This is a genomic window from Bacteroidota bacterium (assembly GCA_016194975.1).
Lineage (GTDB): Bacteria > Bacteroidota > Bacteroidia > Palsa-965 > Palsa-965.
Genome location: JACQAM010000003.1, coordinates 172,452 through 189,612, shown reverse-complemented (window position 1 = coordinate 189,612; position 17,161 = coordinate 172,452). Strand labels below are relative to the sequence as shown.

Annotated in this window: 13 protein-coding genes; 5 read left to right on the top strand and 8 right to left on the bottom strand. The window is 42.6% G+C overall.

Features of this window, described 5'->3' with window-relative positions:
- Entirely contained in the window at positions 1-1,758 is a 1,758-nt protein-coding gene (locus HY064_01480) for a DNA polymerase III subunit gamma/tau (protein ID MBI3509306.1), read from the top strand.
- Positions 1,759-1,884: 126 nt separating this feature from the next.
- Here HY064_01480 and pgeF read toward each other — a convergent pair whose 3' ends face one another.
- Positions 1,885-2,589, bottom strand: a complete 705-nt coding sequence (gene pgeF / locus HY064_01475; GenBank protein ID MBI3509305.1) for a peptidoglycan editing factor PgeF — start codon at positions 2,587-2,589, stop codon at positions 1,885-1,887.
- A 389-nt stretch (positions 2,590-2,978) separates the two neighbouring features.
- Between pgeF and HY064_01470 the strand changes: the two genes are divergently transcribed.
- From HY064_01470 to HY064_01460, 3 genes are read left to right on the top strand one after another with little or no spacing between them, the layout of a single operon-like run.
- The gene (locus HY064_01470; GenBank protein ID MBI3509304.1) at positions 2,979-4,592 is read left to right on the top strand and encodes a PAS domain S-box protein; all 1,614 of its coding nucleotides are present in this window, start codon (positions 2,979-2,981) and stop codon (positions 4,590-4,592) included.
- Positions 4,576-5,010: a response regulator gene (locus tag HY064_01465; GenBank protein ID MBI3509303.1), complete on the top strand. Its 435-nt coding sequence runs from the start codon at positions 4,576-4,578 to the stop codon at positions 5,008-5,010. The genes HY064_01470 and HY064_01465 overlap by 17 nt, the downstream gene beginning before the upstream one ends.
- 6 nt (positions 5,011-5,016) lie before the next feature.
- On the top strand, positions 5,017-5,661 hold the full coding sequence (locus tag HY064_01460) for a response regulator (protein ID MBI3509302.1): 645 nt from the start codon (positions 5,017-5,019) through the stop codon (positions 5,659-5,661).
- 7 nt (positions 5,662-5,668) lie between these two features.
- Here HY064_01460 and HY064_01455 read toward each other — a convergent pair whose 3' ends face one another.
- From HY064_01455 to HY064_01425, 7 genes are read right to left on the bottom strand one after another with little or no spacing between them, the layout of a single operon-like run.
- Positions 5,669-6,421: an NADH:ubiquinone oxidoreductase gene (locus tag HY064_01455; GenBank protein ID MBI3509301.1), complete on the bottom strand. Its 753-nt coding sequence runs from the start codon at positions 6,419-6,421 to the stop codon at positions 5,669-5,671.
- 11 nt (positions 6,422-6,432) lie between these two features.
- Positions 6,433-7,932: an NADH-quinone oxidoreductase subunit C gene (locus HY064_01450; protein ID MBI3509300.1), complete on the bottom strand. Its 1,500-nt coding sequence runs from the start codon at positions 7,930-7,932 to the stop codon at positions 6,433-6,435.
- 2 nt (positions 7,933-7,934) lie between these two features.
- Complete coding sequence (locus tag HY064_01445; GenBank protein MBI3509299.1) at positions 7,935-9,362, bottom strand: hypothetical protein; 1,428 nt, start codon at positions 9,360-9,362, stop codon at positions 7,935-7,937.
- A gap of 12 nt (positions 9,363-9,374) precedes the next feature.
- Positions 9,375-10,004, bottom strand: coding sequence for a hypothetical protein (locus tag HY064_01440; protein MBI3509298.1), 630 nt, complete (start codon positions 10,002-10,004; stop codon positions 9,375-9,377).
- A 12-nt stretch (positions 10,005-10,016) separates the two neighbouring features.
- Entirely contained in the window at positions 10,017-10,931 is a 915-nt protein-coding gene (locus HY064_01435; protein ID MBI3509297.1) for an NADH-quinone oxidoreductase subunit H, read from the bottom strand.
- Positions 10,932-10,933: 2 nt separating this feature from the next.
- On the bottom strand, positions 10,934-12,955 hold the full coding sequence (locus HY064_01430; GenBank protein ID MBI3509296.1) for a hypothetical protein: 2,022 nt from the start codon (positions 12,953-12,955) through the stop codon (positions 10,934-10,936).
- The gene (locus HY064_01425; protein ID MBI3509295.1) at positions 12,956-14,950 is read right to left on the bottom strand and encodes a hypothetical protein; all 1,995 of its coding nucleotides are present in this window, start codon (positions 14,948-14,950) and stop codon (positions 12,956-12,958) included.
- A 271-nt stretch (positions 14,951-15,221) separates the two neighbouring features.
- Here HY064_01425 and htpG point away from each other — a divergent pair, with 271 nt between their 5' ends.
- Positions 15,222-17,120 (top strand): molecular chaperone HtpG, encoded by a 1,899-nt coding sequence (gene htpG / locus HY064_01420; GenBank protein MBI3509294.1) that lies wholly within the window; start codon positions 15,222-15,224, stop codon positions 17,118-17,120.
- Positions 17,121-17,161: the final 41 nt, after the last annotated feature.

The window sequence follows — 17,161 nt, the reverse complement described above, 5'->3', positions numbered from 1 at the left end:
ATGGAAAATTTTGTAGTCTCAGCCCGCAAGTATCGCCCCGCAACTTTCAATACAGTTGTCGGTCAATCTTCCATTACCAATACGCTGAAGAACGCGATCCGCAATAATCATCTTGCCCAATCATTTTTATTCTGCGGCCCGCGTGGCGTAGGCAAGACCACGTGTGCGCGCATTCTCGCGAAGACCATCAATTGCACCAATCTTACTAAAGAAACCGAAGCGTGTGATAAATGTGAGAATTGCACTTCGTTCAACAGCGGACAAACAATGAATGTGTTTGAATTGGATGCTGCATCGAACAATGGTGTTGAAGATATCCGGAATCTTGTGGACCAGGTTCGCATTCCACCGCAAATGGGAATGTACAAAGTGTATATCATCGACGAGGTGCACATGTTGTCGGCAGGAGCTTTCAATGCTTTCCTGAAAACGCTCGAAGAACCGCCGAAGTATGCGATCTTCATTCTTGCAACAACAGAACGACATAAGATCATTCCAACTATTCTTTCACGTTGCCAGGTTTTTAATTTCAACCGCATACAGATCGATGATATTGCAAATCACCTCGCGTTCATTGCGAAAAATGAAAATGTAAAAGCAGAACAGGATGCATTGCACATCATAGCGCAGAAAGCAGACGGTGCTTTGCGGGATGCCTGTTCCATTTTCGACCAGGTGGTGAGTTTTTCAGGAAATGAACTCACTTATAAAAATGTGATCGAGAACCTGAATGTGCTCGACTATGATTATTATTTCAAAGCCGTCGATCTTCTTCTTGCTGAAAATATTCCGGGAACGTTGCTGTTGTTCAACGAAATTCTTTCCAATGGATTCGATGGACATAATTTCATTTCGGGAATGGCGGAACATTTCAGGAATCTTCTCGTGTGCAAAGATCAGCAGACACTGGAGTTGCTGGAAGTGGGGCAGAATATCCGTGAGAAATACAAAGTGCAATCGGTGAATTGCAGCGTCGATTTTCTTCTGCGCGCGCTCGGACTCACCAACAAATGCGATGTGGCCTACCGGAGTTCGCGCAATCCCAGGTTGCTGGTTGAATTCTGCCTGATGCAGCTCACCGCGATCAACAGGGTTACCGCCACTGCAGAAAAAAAAAATGACGATCCCGAGTTGATCTTTGGTACACGCGCTGCAGGATCCCCGAAAAAGAAAGCAGCGATCCCCTTAACTGATAATATTCCGGAAGCTGAAAAAGTTCAGCCGGTTGTGTTACAACACAAACAGGAAGCAGAGCCGCCCGCTGAAACGCAAACAACTTCCCGGAAAATAAATCTTCGAGCTACATCGAGTATTGCCGGAATGCTCAATGCCAGCCAGGAGAAGACGGAAAAGAAGGTGGTGGAAGAAATAAAGACCGGTGGTGTTCAGCAGGATTTCTCCCAGGAAGAACTTGAAAAAGTATGGAAATCCTACGCCGGTTTTCTCCGTAATAAAGGCAAAGAGTCGGATTATGCTTTTCTTACCATGAACAAGCCGGTGAAAGTAAATGCAGCGCTTATTTCTTTCACGGTGTTCAACAAAGCGGCAGAGACCAACATCAATGAGGATAAAACAGAATTGATGGGATACCTGAGGCGCATGCTGAAAAATAATTCTTTCAATCTCGAGATCATCGTGACTAAAGACGAGAGTGGTTCAAAAATTTATACGTCGGCCGATAAATACAAACATTTTGTAAAAATAAATCCGGCGCTTGATAAATTGAGGACGCAGTTCGATCTTGATGTGGAGTATTAGGAGTACGAAATACCAAAAGGTACTAAAAGTTACGAAATGCAGATGAATACGAAATCGATTTCATCCTGTACAGATTTAGTACACATTAGTATTTCGTAACTTTTAGTAGAGTTTTCGTATTTCGTACTATAACATGATGACCGCCCACATTCTTCCCGTTTTGCCTTTATCTCTCCGGTAAGAAAAAAAATCTTTTCCGGTTGTACATTTTTCCAATGCCCAGGTATTTTCACTGGTAATTCCGCATTCAGCAAGCACAAATTTATTAGCAGCAAGAAGATCGAGATTTTTTCCTGTATGAATTTCATCCGGAAACCCCGCGTCAAGAAATTGCTGAACGATCTCTTCGCTCACTTCATAATTTTCACAGGAAATTCCGGGGCCGATCGCCGCACATATATTTTTTCTTTCGGCGCCGAGTTTTTCCATCTCAATCACCGTGTTCCGCGCAACGCGTGCGAGTGTTCCGCGCCATCCCGCATGTGCAGCGCCGATGATATTTTTTTCTGCATCGTGAAAAAGAATCGGGTAACAATCGGCTGCACCGATCGCAAGTGTAATTCCTTTTTCATGCGTAACAAGTGCGTCTCCCGTTTGATTTCCTTTTTTTGCGAAACAAACTTCATTGCCATGAACCTGGTTGAGTCGCGCCACATTTTCCGGATCCATTCCTGCATGAAGCAATGCCCGTTTCCTGTTCTCCGAAATATTTCCGGGATCGTCATCGCTTCCCCCGAAGTTGAGTGAATCGAATGGTTGAGGAGAAACTCCACCATGACGCGTGAAAAAAGCATGAGTAGTTCGAAGGAGAGGCGATGTGTAATATTTCATTGTGCGAAGTTGAAAAAAAACTTCGGAGACAAATGACCGGATATCGGGCCATAAAATTTTCCGTATAGGAGAGCAGGCGCAGGATATCGAAGAATAAAGACAGGCCGTTAACCAATAATTTATAAATAATCGATTAAATTGTAGCATTAATTCAAAAACACACTTCGAAATAATAAATTAAAATAAATGATAACATTAAAATAGTAAATTACATTAGTTTTGTAATAATATCTTATTGTAGCGCTAAACCGCACATCATCGGTCCTGGTAATTCAAACCCGTCAAATACTCATTGACAGATGATAGTTCTGGAATTCAATTTTCAATTTACATTCTGCATTATTCTGGTAGTGCTTTGCGTTACTCTGGCGATTTTATTGATCAATGAAATGAGAAACCGGAAAAATGCTGAAGATGAATGGCCGCGATTGAAAGCCGATCTTGAAAACAGAATCGCCGAACGAACAGATGAACTCAGAAAAAATGAAGGGCGTTTCCGCACGCTGATTGAAAATAATTACGATGCGATCACGCTCAACGATAGCAGGGGGATGCCTTTATACCAGAGCCCTTCAACAGAAAGAATGCTCGGATGGACACTGGAAGAGCGAAAGGAAATTCCAGGATTTTCTTTCATGCATCCTGATGATCGTGAACGGTTGCTGAAAATATTCAACGAAGCTGTAGCCAATCCCGGACAATCAGTTCACAGTACACACCGCCTGCAACATAAGGATGGTCATTATATCTGGACAGAAGGATTCATCACAAATATGCTGCACAATAAAGATGTTCGTGCGCTCGTGTCGAATTTCCGCGACATCACTGAAAGGAAAAATGCAGAAGAGGAAATTCGCACGATGAATGAAAAGCTGGAACAGAAAGTTGCGGAGCGAACAGCTGAACTCGAAAAAAAGATCCGGGAGTTGCAGGAAAGTGAAGAGAAATTTGAAAAAGCTTTTCGGGCAAGCGCAGCAGGCATCACCATTACACGTATGTCAGACACCACTTATCTTGATGTGAACGATGCGTTCGCGAAAATGACCGGCTATTCACGCGAGGAACTCATCGGCCACACTTCTACTGAACTCCGGCTTGTTGCAAATTTACCAAAGCGCGAAGAAGTGCTAAAGCAATTGAAGGAAACCGGTTCTGTGAAAAATTCTGAAATGACTGTTCGCAATCGAAATGGAGAACTTATTGAAGTAATGACAGCCATTGAAACAATTTTTTACAATGGAGAAAAATATACGATCAATATTATTTACGATATCACCGACCGGAAAAAAGCAGAGGAACAATTGGAAGCAGTGAATAAAGAGCTGGAAGCATTTACTTTTTCCGTTTCGCACGATCTTCGCGCGCCCCTTCGCGCGGTGAATGGTTATGCGCAGATGCTGAAAGAAGATTACGGATCAAAGCTTGACGAGGAAGGAAACCGCATCATCGATACGATGCGTTACAACGCCGCAAAAATGGGATCGCTTATTGATGACCTTCTTGCTTTTTCGCGACTGGGAAGAAAAGAAATACAGCGGGCAGATGTTGACATGAATGAACTGGTGGAAGGTGTGCTTCTCGAAGTCGGGAAAGCAAATCATTACAAAGCGTCGGTAACCACCGGGAAACTTCATCATTTGAATACCGATTATGGTTTGATGCACCAGGTGATGTTCAACCTTGTTTCGAATGCATTCAAATATTCTTCGAAAAAAGAAAATCCTGCAGTAGAGATTTCTTCCGGAGAAAAAAACAATGAAATTATTTTTTCGGTGAAAGACAATGGAGCCGGATTCAATATGAAATATGCTGAAAAACTTTTCGGCGTTTTCCAGCGTTTGCATTCGGAAGAAGAATTTGAAGGCACCGGTGTTGGCCTTGCTATTGTTCAGCGGATCATTTTCCGTCAGGGTGGCCGTGTATGGGCCGAAGGTGAAACCGGCAAAGGAGCCACATTTTATTTTTCATTACCAAAAAACGGGCAACATGCAACAGAATATTGAAATAATTCTCATCGAAGACAACAAGAGTGACGCCGAACTGATCCTTCGAGCGTTGAAAAAAAATAATCTCATCAACCGGATCATTCACCTGAAAGACGGAGAGGAAGCGCTCAATTATTTTTTCGGGAATGAAAATTCACCGGCTAAAAATGATGCAACGCCAAAAGTTATTTTACTTGACCTGAAAATGCCGAAAGTGAATGGAATAGAAGTGTTGAAGAAAATGAAAAGTAATGAGCGCACAAAAAAAATTCCTGTCGTGGTACTCACTTCTTCGCGCGAAGATCCCGATATCCGCGTATGCTACGAACTGGGAGTGAACAGCTACGTGGTGAAGCCCGTGCAATTCGATCAGTTCGTAAAAGCAGTAAGTGAATTAGGATTATACTGGACGCTCATCAATCAACCGCCAAATTGAATCGCTATGAAAGAAAAAATAAAAATACTTGCTGTCGAGGATAATCCTACTGACGCTGAATTGCTGAAACGCCATCTTGAAAAAGCCGGATTCAATTTCGATTGGATGCACGTTACCACAAGAAAGGAATATGAAAGAGCGCTGCCCGAATTCAAGCCGGATCTTGTTCTTGCCGATTATCACCTGCCATCGCTTAATGGCCTTGAAGCTTTCCGCATTCAGCAGAAAAAATTACCAGGTATTCCTTTCATCATTGTTTCTGCAACCATCGGTGAAGAAAAGGCAGTGGAACTGATCAAGTCCGGTGTTACTGATTATGCATTAAAGGATAAAATTTTCACACTCGGGCCAAAGATCGAAAGAGCAATAAAAGAACATGAAGAAGAGATTGAAAAGAAAAATGCCGACAGGAAAATAAAAGTGCAGCATGAAAAACTGAATGAGATCGCTTTCCTTCAGTCGCACCAGGTGCGCAGCCCGCTTGCGAGCATTCTCGGGCTCATCGAACTCATTGACTTCGGGAACCAGAAAAATCCGAAGAATGAAAAAGTATTCAGTAACCTGAAAGTAGCCCTAAAAGATTTTGATAAAGTCGTGCGCAAGATCGTTGACAAGACCAATGATATTGAAAATACTGAGTACGATTCATAATTTTATTTCACTTTCTTCTTTTTATCAATTCCAAAACTCCATTGATGAAAGTAAGAGGATGAACAGGATTTCCAGGCACATACAGATCGATTTTATAGTTATCGAGGAAACTCCTGTTCAACGCAGGACTGTCAATGAAAATTCCGCCACTGATAGCATCTGTTCCCGCAAGAATTATGATTTTAGGTTCAGGAATTGCGTCATAACAATTCTGTAACGGAGCCGCCATATTTTCAGTGATGGGCCCGGTGATCACAATACCATCGGCATGACGCGGTGAAGCAACAAATTCAATTCCGAATCTTCCCATATCAAAATTCACATTGCCGCATGCATTCAATTCCAGTTCACAGCTATTATCCCCTCCTGCAGAAACCTGCCGCAGTTTCAATGAACCACTGAAATATTCTGAGATCTCTTTCCGCACAATTTCCCGATTTAGCGTAATTAATTTATCGTCTCCTTCTTTTACAATTAATCGTTCACGATCATTCGTGGATAGTTTGTAATCTTTCGTGAATTTTATTTTGTCGGGGAAAGCGATCGCACATTCTCCGCAGAAAGTACATTTTCCGAGATCAATGCTCACAGGATTAAGTGAAATAGCTTCAGTAGGACAAATTTCTGCGAGAGCTGTAGTATCGGTTTTTTCATTGGAGATTTGTGGCCTTCCCCTGAAAATTCCGGGCACTTCTGCTTTTGTTACATCGGGAATGTATTGCTTTCCCTGGTGGATCAGTATTTTAAAATTTCCAAACATTTTTTTCTTTTTTAAAGATCATGGCCGCAATAACTCAGGTCAAAACTTTTATTGCAAATGGGAAAATCAGAGATCTCATTATTGCGAACGGCTAAAGCCAAGGCAAGCCAGTTATGCTGCGATGGATCTTTTATTTTATAATGCAGTAATTCTCCTTTTTCATCGGTGATGGCGCAATGGCAAATTTCACCTCTCCATCCTTCGACAAGTGAAAGCGAGAAAGAAGATGGCGAAGGTGATTTTAATTCCTGCCGGCTTTTATTTTCTGTAGGAATATTTTTCAGCATTTCTTTTATGTAACCGATCGATTGTAATATTTCTTCCCTGCGTATCTGTGTGCGCGAGTAAACATCGCCGTGATTTTTTATTGCGGGATCGTGATTCAATTGCGGATACAGGTCGTGCGGATGCGTGCTGCGTATATCACGTACAATCCCCGACATTCTTGCCGACATGCCAACTGTTCCTGTAGCAAGGGCCTGCTCATTACTTACCATTCCTGTCTTTTCCAATCGCGATAAGACACTCGGCAATGTTTTGAATTCACGATACATTTCATTGAAATCGGGCTCAAATTCTTCAAAAAGATTTTTCAGTTGTTCCCCGTTTTCTTTTGTGAATGGGAAATTATTTTTTCCCGCACGTATCAGTCCTTTCGATAACCGGTTCCCGCACCACAACTGTAAAAAATTAATAACCGGCGTTCGCAATCTTCCGAAAACTGAACTGCCAAGCTGGTAAGCGATGTCTGTGCAAATCGCGCTCAGGTCGCCGGTGTGGATAGCAATGCGTTCCAGTTCCAGCGCCAGCGTGCGCACGAATTGAAGATCTTCTTCTGCACGGTAGCCGCACAAACTTTCCCGGAGATTTACAAATGCAGTAGTGTGTCCAGCCACGGTATCGCCGGCAATATTTTCTGCAAGGGTCGTTCGTTGCAAGAGTTTTTTCTTTTTCAGAAATAATTTTTCAATTCCACGATGCTGGTATCCGAGTTGAATTTCCAGGTGGAGGATCTGTTCTCCATTGCAGGTGAAACGAAAATGCCCGGGTTCAATTATTCCGGCGTGAATTGGGCCAACTCCTACTTCATGCAGTTCTTCGCTGTCTATCGAATAGAACGGATAATTATCAATCCGGGAATTTTTATCAGCGCGGTCAAATGGAAAACGCAGCGGTTTCAGCCAGGGATGATCGCTGTAATTGATGCCATAGTTTTCGTGGATCTCTCTCTCGAATGAGTGAAAAGCAAGATGATGTTTTGTAAGTGAGGGCAATGTGGAATCGGAAAGTACAACGGTGGAAAAAACAGCAATGGTATGTTCCATGTCATTCGCGATGCAGGAAATCAGTTTGAGTTTATTTCCTTCGGGGAAAGCAAAATAATTTACACAATGATTGTATTCCTGCTGAAGGAGAGAAATATTGTGTGCTGAAAATTGTGCGTAATCGAGCACAGGTATCTCACCGAGAGCAATGGTTTGATTGTTTTTAATGCTTGTATCTTCTGTCATGTTCAATGTGGTAAATGGGTGATTGCACTATTGATAAGTTGTACAAATTCCGCCGGGGGATGGAGCCCGAGATAGATCACGAGTGCGAGTAAAATAAAATGGCTGTACGATTCAACGGCAGGAATTTTTTCCACTTTCTCGTCATTAAAACCAACCGGAGGAATAAAAAGTATTTTTAAAATATTTTTTCCGAACGACCAGATGATCAGTGTAAGAAGAAGCAGGATAAAAGCGAGTATCCACCAGTTTCCTGATTCGAACAAAGAACGGAAGACGAGGAATTCACTTACGAACATTCCTGATGGAGGCATTGCGGTGACAATGAAAAAAGCAAACAACAACACCAGCGCACCGGTGAGATTGTATTTGAAATAATTTCCAATGTCGTAAATGCTTTTGCTTTTATAAATCCGGTAGATCTGACCGGTTTGAAAAAATAAAGTCGGCTTGGTGAAAGAGTGAAGAACAAGATGAAGGATCGCAGCATAACGGCCTATTCCCCCTGCAGCCAGGCCGATCACCACCAATCCCATGTGATACACGCCCGAGTACGCGAGCATGCGTTTGATGTTTTTTACACGGAGCATGTACACCGTCGCAACAAAAACAGAAAGAACTCCGGAGATGAGAATAATTTTATTCGACCAACTGTAGATGGAAGTGTGACTGATGATTTCGTAAAAACGAAAGATGCCGAAAAATCCTACAGTCATGAGTACACTTCCTATCAGCGCTCCTGCAGGCGAAGGCGCTTTGTCTTTTGCATCAATGCCCGCTGTGTACATCGGAACCAATCCGGCTTTCGCTGTGTAACCGGTGAAGATGAAAAGGAAAGCGAGTTTTAACCAGAAGACATTTAGAACCGGGGCTTTTTCGATCAGCGACTGGTAAGAAAGATTTTTCAATCCTGCTTCCTGTAAAGCAAGCGTCAGAAAAAGAATACCGATGAAAACAAGTGTAATGCTGATCGAGCAGACAAAAATATATTTCCAGGTGCCTTCCAGCGTGCGCACATTTCTCCTGTGATAAATAAGAGCGGAAGCACTCAGCGTGGTGAGCTCAACAAAAACCCAGGTAACACCAATGTGGCTGGCAAGATAAGCCGCACTCAGCGACGCAATGAGCAACACTGTTGCCGCATGATAAATTCCGCGCTCACGCGGAATGTCGCGGTTATGTTTGAAATAAATATAACTGTGATAAAAAGCGGGAATGCACACAATACTCAATACGACGAGGAAAATAACGGCCAGCGAATCCGGCATAAAATATCCCGAATCTTCAATGTTCAGGTGCCTGTATTCGTAAATAGTAAAGATCCATTGCAACAATAAAAAAATTCCGGATAGCAGGTAGTTCACGGTTTTATTCCGGTTGTAGAATAATAACACGCCGATGACAAATGCTCCAATAAGATAAATTCCAATCATAATTTCAGTTCATTAGTCTTTTAAATTTCTGAGTTGCTCTACATCCTGTTCTTTCAGAACATCGCCGATCTTATTTACAAAAATTCCGAGCAGGAGCACCCCCACAAAGATGTCGAGCAGGATTCCGGTATTCACCAGCATTGGCATTTCATTTCCTACTGCAAGAGAAAGAACAAATACACCATTCTCGATGACCAGGAATCCCATGACGTGTGTGATGATCTTTCTTCTGGTTGTGATGATGAAAAGCCCGGTAAAAAGCGCGGACAAAGCCACTACGAAAAATATTTTCCGGAGATGAGGATCATGAATTGTATTCGACAGCAGGAATGAACCGAGGATGATGATGGTGATGATGACGAGTGAAATAAAATTGGGAAGAAAAGGTTCTGCCTCCCGGGTGATATTGTTCTTGTTGATGATATAATTCAGGAACAATGGAATAACTATAGCTTTAAATACAATAGTTTCCATCAGGACAAAAACAAGGTTAATGGTATTTATTTCTATCAGCTCAATAAAAGCCACGCCGAAAAGCAACACCCCCTGTATCGCAAGAATGGAAATGTACGTATAGAGCCGCTTCGCCACACCGATATAGATGAGCGTGATCAGGAAAGTAATCAGCAGGATGTTGGTCATTGCATTTAAGTATTAAATAATTTTCCCGAGCATCAGTAATACACCCAGGAAAATGAGCAGTGAAATGGAAGTGAGTGTGAAAATGAACTGTGGGTTGTGGTTCATCCTGAAACGCGCCATGAACGATTCGATGATCCCTACCCCGATAGCGAACAGCGCCTGCGTGGCAATGAAAATGGGAATGGAATAATACAATTCATGACCGGGTGTAAGAAAAAAATTGGCGATGATGGCGCCGTACATGGCGAATTTCAGGTTGGTGGTATAAAAAATCAGTCCGAGATCGAATCCGCTGTTATCAAGGATCATCACTTCGTGGATCATCGTTAATTCCAGGTGTGTTTTCGGATCATCTACCGGCATTCGGCTGTTCTCTACCATCGCGATGATGACAATGACAAAAGCAGCCAGCGTTCCCACAGCATAAGAAATGTAGGAGCCAAAATGGAGAGTGCTGAAAATTTCAAAAAAGGAAGTGTGCCCGGTCAGCAAGGCAAATGATCCCATGAGAATAAAAAATGCGGGTTCCACCAGCAAGGAATAAAGCGCCTCACGGCTCGCTCCCATTCCTTCAAAACTGCTGCCGGTGTCGAGCGAAGAAATGATCATGAAAAATTTTCCGAGTGCCAGTGTGTAAGCGAAAAAAACAAAATCTCCGTTGAAAGAAATCAATCCACGCTGGTCGCCGAAAGGAATGAACAGCACTGCTACCAGCACCGATGAAAAATAAACAGAAGGTGCAACCTGAAAAACAAAACTGGTTGTCTTGCTGTACACGGCGCCTTTCCTGAACAGGCGCCAGATATCTTTCAGCGGCTGAAAAATTCCCGGACCTTTGCGCCCCGACAAAATACTTTTTGTGCGGATGATGATTCCCGTAAAAAACAAACTGGTAATGATGATCAGAAGCAAACTCGTGACAGGCATGGTTAAATCTGTTTAAATAGTTGAATTATGTAATGAGCCACATTCAGCAGCAATGGAATTACAATTGCAATAAAAATGAAGATTACTCCATAAAGGATATAGAATTGAGGATTTCCATTCTGTAAAAAACGAAATCTTCTCATAAAACCTTTCAGGTACCTGATCGGAGTATCTATCAGTAAAGCCTCCATCCGGTCATAAGGATGTGTAACGGTGTGAACCGGTTCCGGAAATATGCCCTTCATTTCAGTTTCCTTTTTATTCATCATCAGAACTGGTTTTACCAGCTTACGGTAGGAACGAACAAAAGAATTAGCGGTGTACTGGAGTTTCGGTGTCGGGGCAACATATCCGCAACCCCACGTAGGAGCGCTTGAAATATTTTTCGAAGCTGTTATTTTTTTTCGCACTAAGAAGGTGAGCGCAGAGAGAAGGATCAATCCTGCAACCGAAATGCTGATCTTCTGCAGCGTGGAAATAAATGCAGAAACGGAAGCATCAGCAGGTAGCCCGCTTGTAAAAAGTGCAAGTGGTTTTTCAATAACGCCAACGAAAAATTGTGGAACTATCCCGATGAGAATAATAAGAACTGCAACAAGATATTTCGGAAAAAGTTTTGAAAACTCAGCTTCTTGAACCTGCGCTTGATGCGGATGGCGTTCAGTTCCGAGAAAAATAACGCCGAATGCTTTTGTGAAACAGAGCAGCGCCAGTCCGCCGATGAGTACGAGCCCGCAAATGGAAACGATCATATTCATCGCCAGCGAAAGTTTGTCGAGATGAATGGCGTGGAATAAACCTGAGTAAATAAGAAATTCAGAAATAAATCCGTTGAATGGGGGAAGGCCGCAGATGGCCAATGCAGCAACTAAGAAAAGAAAAGCCGTATGCGGCATTTTCCTGATCAATCCACCGAGGTGTTCAATATCCATTGTATGCGTGGCCTGGTAAACCGTTCCTGCGCAGTAAAACAAAAGTGATTTGAAAAGAGAATGATTCAGTGTGTGCAGGAGCGCGCCCGCAAAACCTGCAAATGCCAGATAAGAATTATGCATTCCAATTCCTATTGCACCCAACCCGATTCCTATTCCGATAATGCCGATGTTCTCGATGCTGTGATACGCCAGCAATTTTTTTACGTTGTGCTGCACAATCGCAAGCATCACCCCATACACTCCTGAAATTACTGAAATGATGAGCACCGTGTAACCCATCACGAGATAATTTCCTTTTATCAGCAACAGCATTCGCAGGATCCCGAAAATCCCGAGTTTGATAATTACACCCGACATTATTCCTGAAATGTGTGCCGGTGCTGCAGGGTGCGCATACGGAAGCCAGGTGTGAAACGGAACAAAACCGGCTTTGATCCCGAATCCAATGAAAAAGCAGGAAAATAAAACAAAACTTACAGCGTGTGTCACTGCAGAACTGTACTGTGTGATCGCGTTGAAATCATAAGAGCCGGTATGAAAATGAATCCAGATAAAACCGATCATCAGGAAAACAATTCCTATGTGCGCCTGCACGAGATAGTTGATCCCCGCTTTTATCGTTTCAATTTTGTGGTGTTCAAAAATTACCAGAAGGAAAGAGCAGATCGCCATCATTTCCCACACGCAGAGAAAAGCAAGAAAATTCTGAACGCAGAAAATCCCGATCATAGAAAAATGGATCACTATATAGCTCACGAAATGCAAAGAAAGATTGGCCCGCTGTCCTTTATACTGTTTCATATAACGCCTTCCGTACAGGATGCCGGTAAGCAAAGTGAAATTCGTCAGTAAAATAAACCACGCGGCAAGCGCATCCACTCTCACGGGGATATTCCCGAAAATATATCCTCCATAAATATTTTCCTGGCAGGGTTGTCCGCAAAAAACTTTAATAGCGATAAATGAACTCAATCCTGCATTTACCAATACACCAAGCGCAGCCATGCTCCCTTTCCATCCTTCGTTCACGAAGATCGTGAGGAAGAGAAAAAGAACGGTCACCAGGAATATCCAGTTACTGAAACTCATTTATAACCAGTTAAAGAATGTTGCTGCGATCAGCGCCACAATAAAGAAAAATCCGTAAAGCACGTACGTCTGAATTTTTCCATTATGGATGAACGCGAAATAGTTGAAGAAACCGATGATGCGGTTGTTTGCTTTGTGAATAATATTGGCCTCAAAAAATTCGATGTAGTGCGAAGTGAATTTTCTTTTTCCGGGGAAAACAGTCTGTGCATCCATTTCGGCATATTTCTTTTTTTCCGAAGTAATGAAACTCAGAAGTTTTGCCAGCGATTTGGAAAATGATTTGCCCGTGTATTGCATTCTCCTGTTTTGTGCAACATATCCGCAACCCCACGTGTTATAATAAGAGGATATTCTGCGTGCAGTAATATTTTTTCTCGCCAGGAAAATCAGGAATACAATTCCTGCCATGATCAACGAAACTTTTCCGACCATGGTCATCGTTTGCAGGGAAAGCGAAACAAAATTCCCCGGGGAAAAAGCAGGATCAAATACGCTCACGATTGAAGTTACCGAGTGCAGAACAATACCCGGAAAAATTCCGATGAAAAGCATGACCGAAAAAATAAGATAGAGCGGCAAACGCATGATAAAAGAAACTTCTTCCGGCTCATGTTGTAATTCCGTACGTGGCGAACCGAGAAATATTGTTCCGAATGTTTTTGTAAAGGTGAGCAGGGAAATTCCTCCAACGATCGCAAGTCCCGATATGCTAAGGATCATGAGCGAACTGAATTGAATATTATCGGATTTGATTCCCTCGATCAACCCGGAATAAATAAGGAATTCAGAAATAAATCCATTCAACGGTGGAAGCCCGCAGATGGCGAGCGCTCCCACGAGAAAGAAAAAAGCAGTGGAAGGCATTTTTTTTATCAGACCGCCCAGTTGCTCCATGTTTCTCGTGTTCGTTTGACGATAAATATTTCCTGCCGCGAAAAACAGCAGCGATTTATAAAGTGAATGATTCAGCGTATGAAGCAAAGCGCCGGCAAATCCGATATACATGATAAAATTATTCCCGCTTCCTTTCCCGATCAATCCAAGTCCGATGCCCGTACCAATGATCCCGATATTTTCTATTGTGCAGAAAGCAAGCATGCGTTTGAAATCGGAATGTACAGCGGCATTGAGAATCCCGTAAAAAGCAGTGAGTACAGATAACACGAGGATAATTTCTCCGGCTCTCAGCAAATCGGAACATAGATAGGCGCTCATTCGAAGCAAACCATAAATGCCCATCTTGACAATGACTCCCGACATCACGCCCGATATGTGCGAGGGCGCTGCAGGGTGCGCGTGCGGCAGCCAGGTGTGTAAGGGAACAAATCCTGCTTTGATGCCGAACCCGAGAAAAAAAAGTACACACAACCATCCTGCACGGTGATGATGAAAAAATGAGGCGACGGAATTAAAATCAAAAGATCCTTCTGAAAAATAAATCCAGATGAAGGCGATGGAAAGAAACACCACTGCAAGATGCATCTGCACAAAATAATTTACACCTGCTTTAATAGTTTGATAACGCTCGTGTTCAAACAGGATCAGCAGCAAGGAAGTCAGCGACATGATCTCCCACGCAATTAAAAAAGCAAGTCCGTGCTGCAGCATGCAAACCCATAGCATGGAAACCTGGAACAACACAAATAATATCCAGTGTAAAGAAATATTTGCTTTTTGATCTTTATAAGGTTTCATGTAACCGATTCCGTACAATGCACCATTCACGCAAGTGAAATTAATAATGAGCATGAACCAGGCGGAAAGCCCGTCGATCCTAAGCGGAACATCACTGAAAAAAGAAATTCCATAAAGGTGAATTTCCAAAGGTTTACCGGCCAATGCATGTATGGCAGGAACAGAGGTTACCACTGCATTCAGAAGTACCAGCACAAAACCTGCAACAGAGCGATAAGCTGCGGGAAGGAACGGGATCAGCACGATTCCCGCTCCGCAAAAGATCAATGACCAGGAAATAAATTGAAAGTTTTCCACACAAAATATTTTACCGGAGTTTTTCTGTTGACATTAAGTATGGATGGATGTGGAATTAAAACAAGCGAATGTACAGGCGAAAATTATTTGTCAGAGACAAATTCGCAGAAAATTAGGAACTGTATATGGTTGATAAAGCAATTTACGCTGTCAATGTGTCACCGTTTTCCTATTGGCATTACCTTTGATCTTGCAATAACTCAATTCTGCATGTTGTGATCAACAATGAATTATCACAACTGAAAACCGGAAACAGTAAACACAAAACACCATGTCAACAGGAACCATCAACGTACAAACGGAAAATATTTTTCCGATCATCAAGAAATTCCTCTACTCCGACCACGAAATTTTTATGAGAGAATTGGTTTCGAATGCCGTTGATGCTTCGAAAAAACTGAAAGCGCTGAATTCACTCGGGGAATTCGCCGGCGAATTAGGATCGCTTGCAGTTACCATTAACATTGATAAAGAAAATAAAACGATCACGGTTTCGGATAACGGAATCGGGATGACAGAAGAAGAGGTGGAAAAATACATCACACAGGTTGCATTTTCCGGCGCCGAAGAATTTGTGCAGAAATACAAAGACAAAACCGATGCGGTGCAGGGAATCATCGGGCACTTCGGCCTCGGATTTTATTCGGCATTCATGGTGGCGGCGAAAGTCGAACTCGTTACAAAAAGTTATAAAGACGATTCTTCTGCCGTGAAATGGAGTTGCGATGGAAGCCCTAATTACACGATAGAACCTTCGGAAAGATCCGGGAGAGGAACCGATGTGATCCTGCATATTGCTGATGATTCAGCGGAATTTCTCGAAGAGAACCGCATTGAAGAAATTCTCACAAAGTATTGCCGGTTTCTTCCGGTGGAAATCCGTTTCGGAACGCATGAAATTGAAATTGTTCCTGCTGAAAAGGATAAGGACGGGAAAGAACTAAAACCAGCGGAAAAAGAAACGGTTCCTGCCGTGATCAATAATCCGAATCCGGCGTGGACTAAAAAACCTGCTGAACTTACCGACGATGATTATAAAAAATTCTATCGCGAATTGTACCCGATGAATTTTGAAGAACCGCTTTTCTGGATCCATCTCAATGTAGATTATCCTTTTCATCTCACAGGCGTACTTTATTTTCCAAAAATCAAAAAGAGTTTCGAAGTTCAGAAAGAAAAAATTCAACTCTACAGCAATCAGGTTTTTGTAACGGATAATGTGGGCGAGATCGTTCCCGATTTTCTTACGCTGCTCCGCGGCGTCATCGATTCGCCCGATATTCCGCTCAACGTTTCCCGCTCTTATCTTCAAAGCGATTCGAACGTGAAGAAAATTTCTTCACACATCACAAAAAAAGTAGCGGATAAACTGGAAGAACTTTTCAAAAAAGACAGAACGGATTTTGAAACGAAATGGGAAGACATCCGCATTTTCGTTCAATACGGAATGATCAGCGATGAAAAATTCTACGAGAAAGCATTGAAATTCGCATTGCTGAAAAATACAGAAGGAAAATGTTTTACGCTGGAGGAATACCGTGAAAAAATTTCTGCCACGCAAACCGATAAAGACGGCAAACAGGTTTTCCTCTATGCATCGAATGCCGATGAGCAACACAGTTTTATTGACGCGGCGGGATCAAGAGGATACGATGTGCTCATTCTCGACAGCATGATCGACGCGCATTTCATCAATCACGTCGAATCGAAAATGGAAAAAGTTTCTTTCGTGCGCGTGGACAGTGACACGGTGGACCGGCTCATTAAAAAATCGGACGATCTTCCTTCGAAACTTTCCGACAAAGAACAGGAAGAAATAAAAAACGTGATCGAAGCGGTGATGCCAAAAGAAAAATTCAACGTCACATTCGAAAGTCTTCTGGACACAGACGCACCCATGCTCGTTACGCGACCTGAATTCATGCGCCGCATGAAGGACATGAGCGCGCTCTCGGGCGGGAGCAGGAATATGTTCGGCAACTTTCCCGACATGCATAATCTTGTGGTGAATGCCAATCATCCACTCGCTTCAAAAATTCTCAATGAAAAAGATGAAGTGAAAAAAAAGGAAATTGTAAAACAGGCAACCGATCTTGCTTTGCTCGCGCAAGGATTACTAAAGGGAGAAGAGCTGACGAATTTTATCAAACGAAGTGCGGAGAGGATTTGAGTAAGCAGTGGCAGTTGTCAGTGGCAGAAAGTAGTCGAAAA

What these genes read in the sequence shown, in the direction of transcription:
- HY064_01480 (MBI3509306.1), top strand. Translation starts at nt 1, where the DNA reads ATGGAAAATTTTGTAGTCTCAGCCCGCAAGTATCGCCCCGCAACTTTC.
- pgeF (MBI3509305.1), bottom strand. Translation starts at nt 2,589, where the DNA reads ATGAAATATTACACATCGCCTCTCCTTCGAACTACTCATGCTTTTTTC.
- HY064_01470 (MBI3509304.1), top strand. Translation starts at nt 2,979, where the DNA reads ATGAGAAACCGGAAAAATGCTGAAGATGAATGGCCGCGATTGAAAGCC.
- HY064_01465 (MBI3509303.1), top strand. Translation starts at nt 4,576, where the DNA reads ATGCAACAGAATATTGAAATAATTCTCATCGAAGACAACAAGAGTGAC.
- HY064_01460 (MBI3509302.1), top strand. Translation starts at nt 5,017, where the DNA reads ATGAAAGAAAAAATAAAAATACTTGCTGTCGAGGATAATCCTACTGAC.
- HY064_01455 (MBI3509301.1), bottom strand. Translation starts at nt 6,421, where the DNA reads ATGTTTGGAAATTTTAAAATACTGATCCACCAGGGAAAGCAATACATT.
- HY064_01450 (MBI3509300.1), bottom strand. Translation starts at nt 7,932, where the DNA reads ATGACAGAAGATACAAGCATTAAAAACAATCAAACCATTGCTCTCGGT.
- HY064_01445 (MBI3509299.1), bottom strand. Translation starts at nt 9,362, where the DNA reads ATGATTGGAATTTATCTTATTGGAGCATTTGTCATCGGCGTGTTATTA.
- HY064_01440 (MBI3509298.1), bottom strand. Translation starts at nt 10,004, where the DNA reads ATGACCAACATCCTGCTGATTACTTTCCTGATCACGCTCATCTATATC.
- HY064_01435 (MBI3509297.1), bottom strand. Translation starts at nt 10,931, where the DNA reads ATGCCTGTCACGAGTTTGCTTCTGATCATCATTACCAGTTTGTTTTTT.
- HY064_01430 (MBI3509296.1), bottom strand. Translation starts at nt 12,955, where the DNA reads ATGAGTTTCAGTAACTGGATATTCCTGGTGACCGTTCTTTTTCTCTTC.
- htpG (MBI3509294.1), top strand. Translation starts at nt 15,222, where the DNA reads ATGTCAACAGGAACCATCAACGTACAAACGGAAAATATTTTTCCGATC.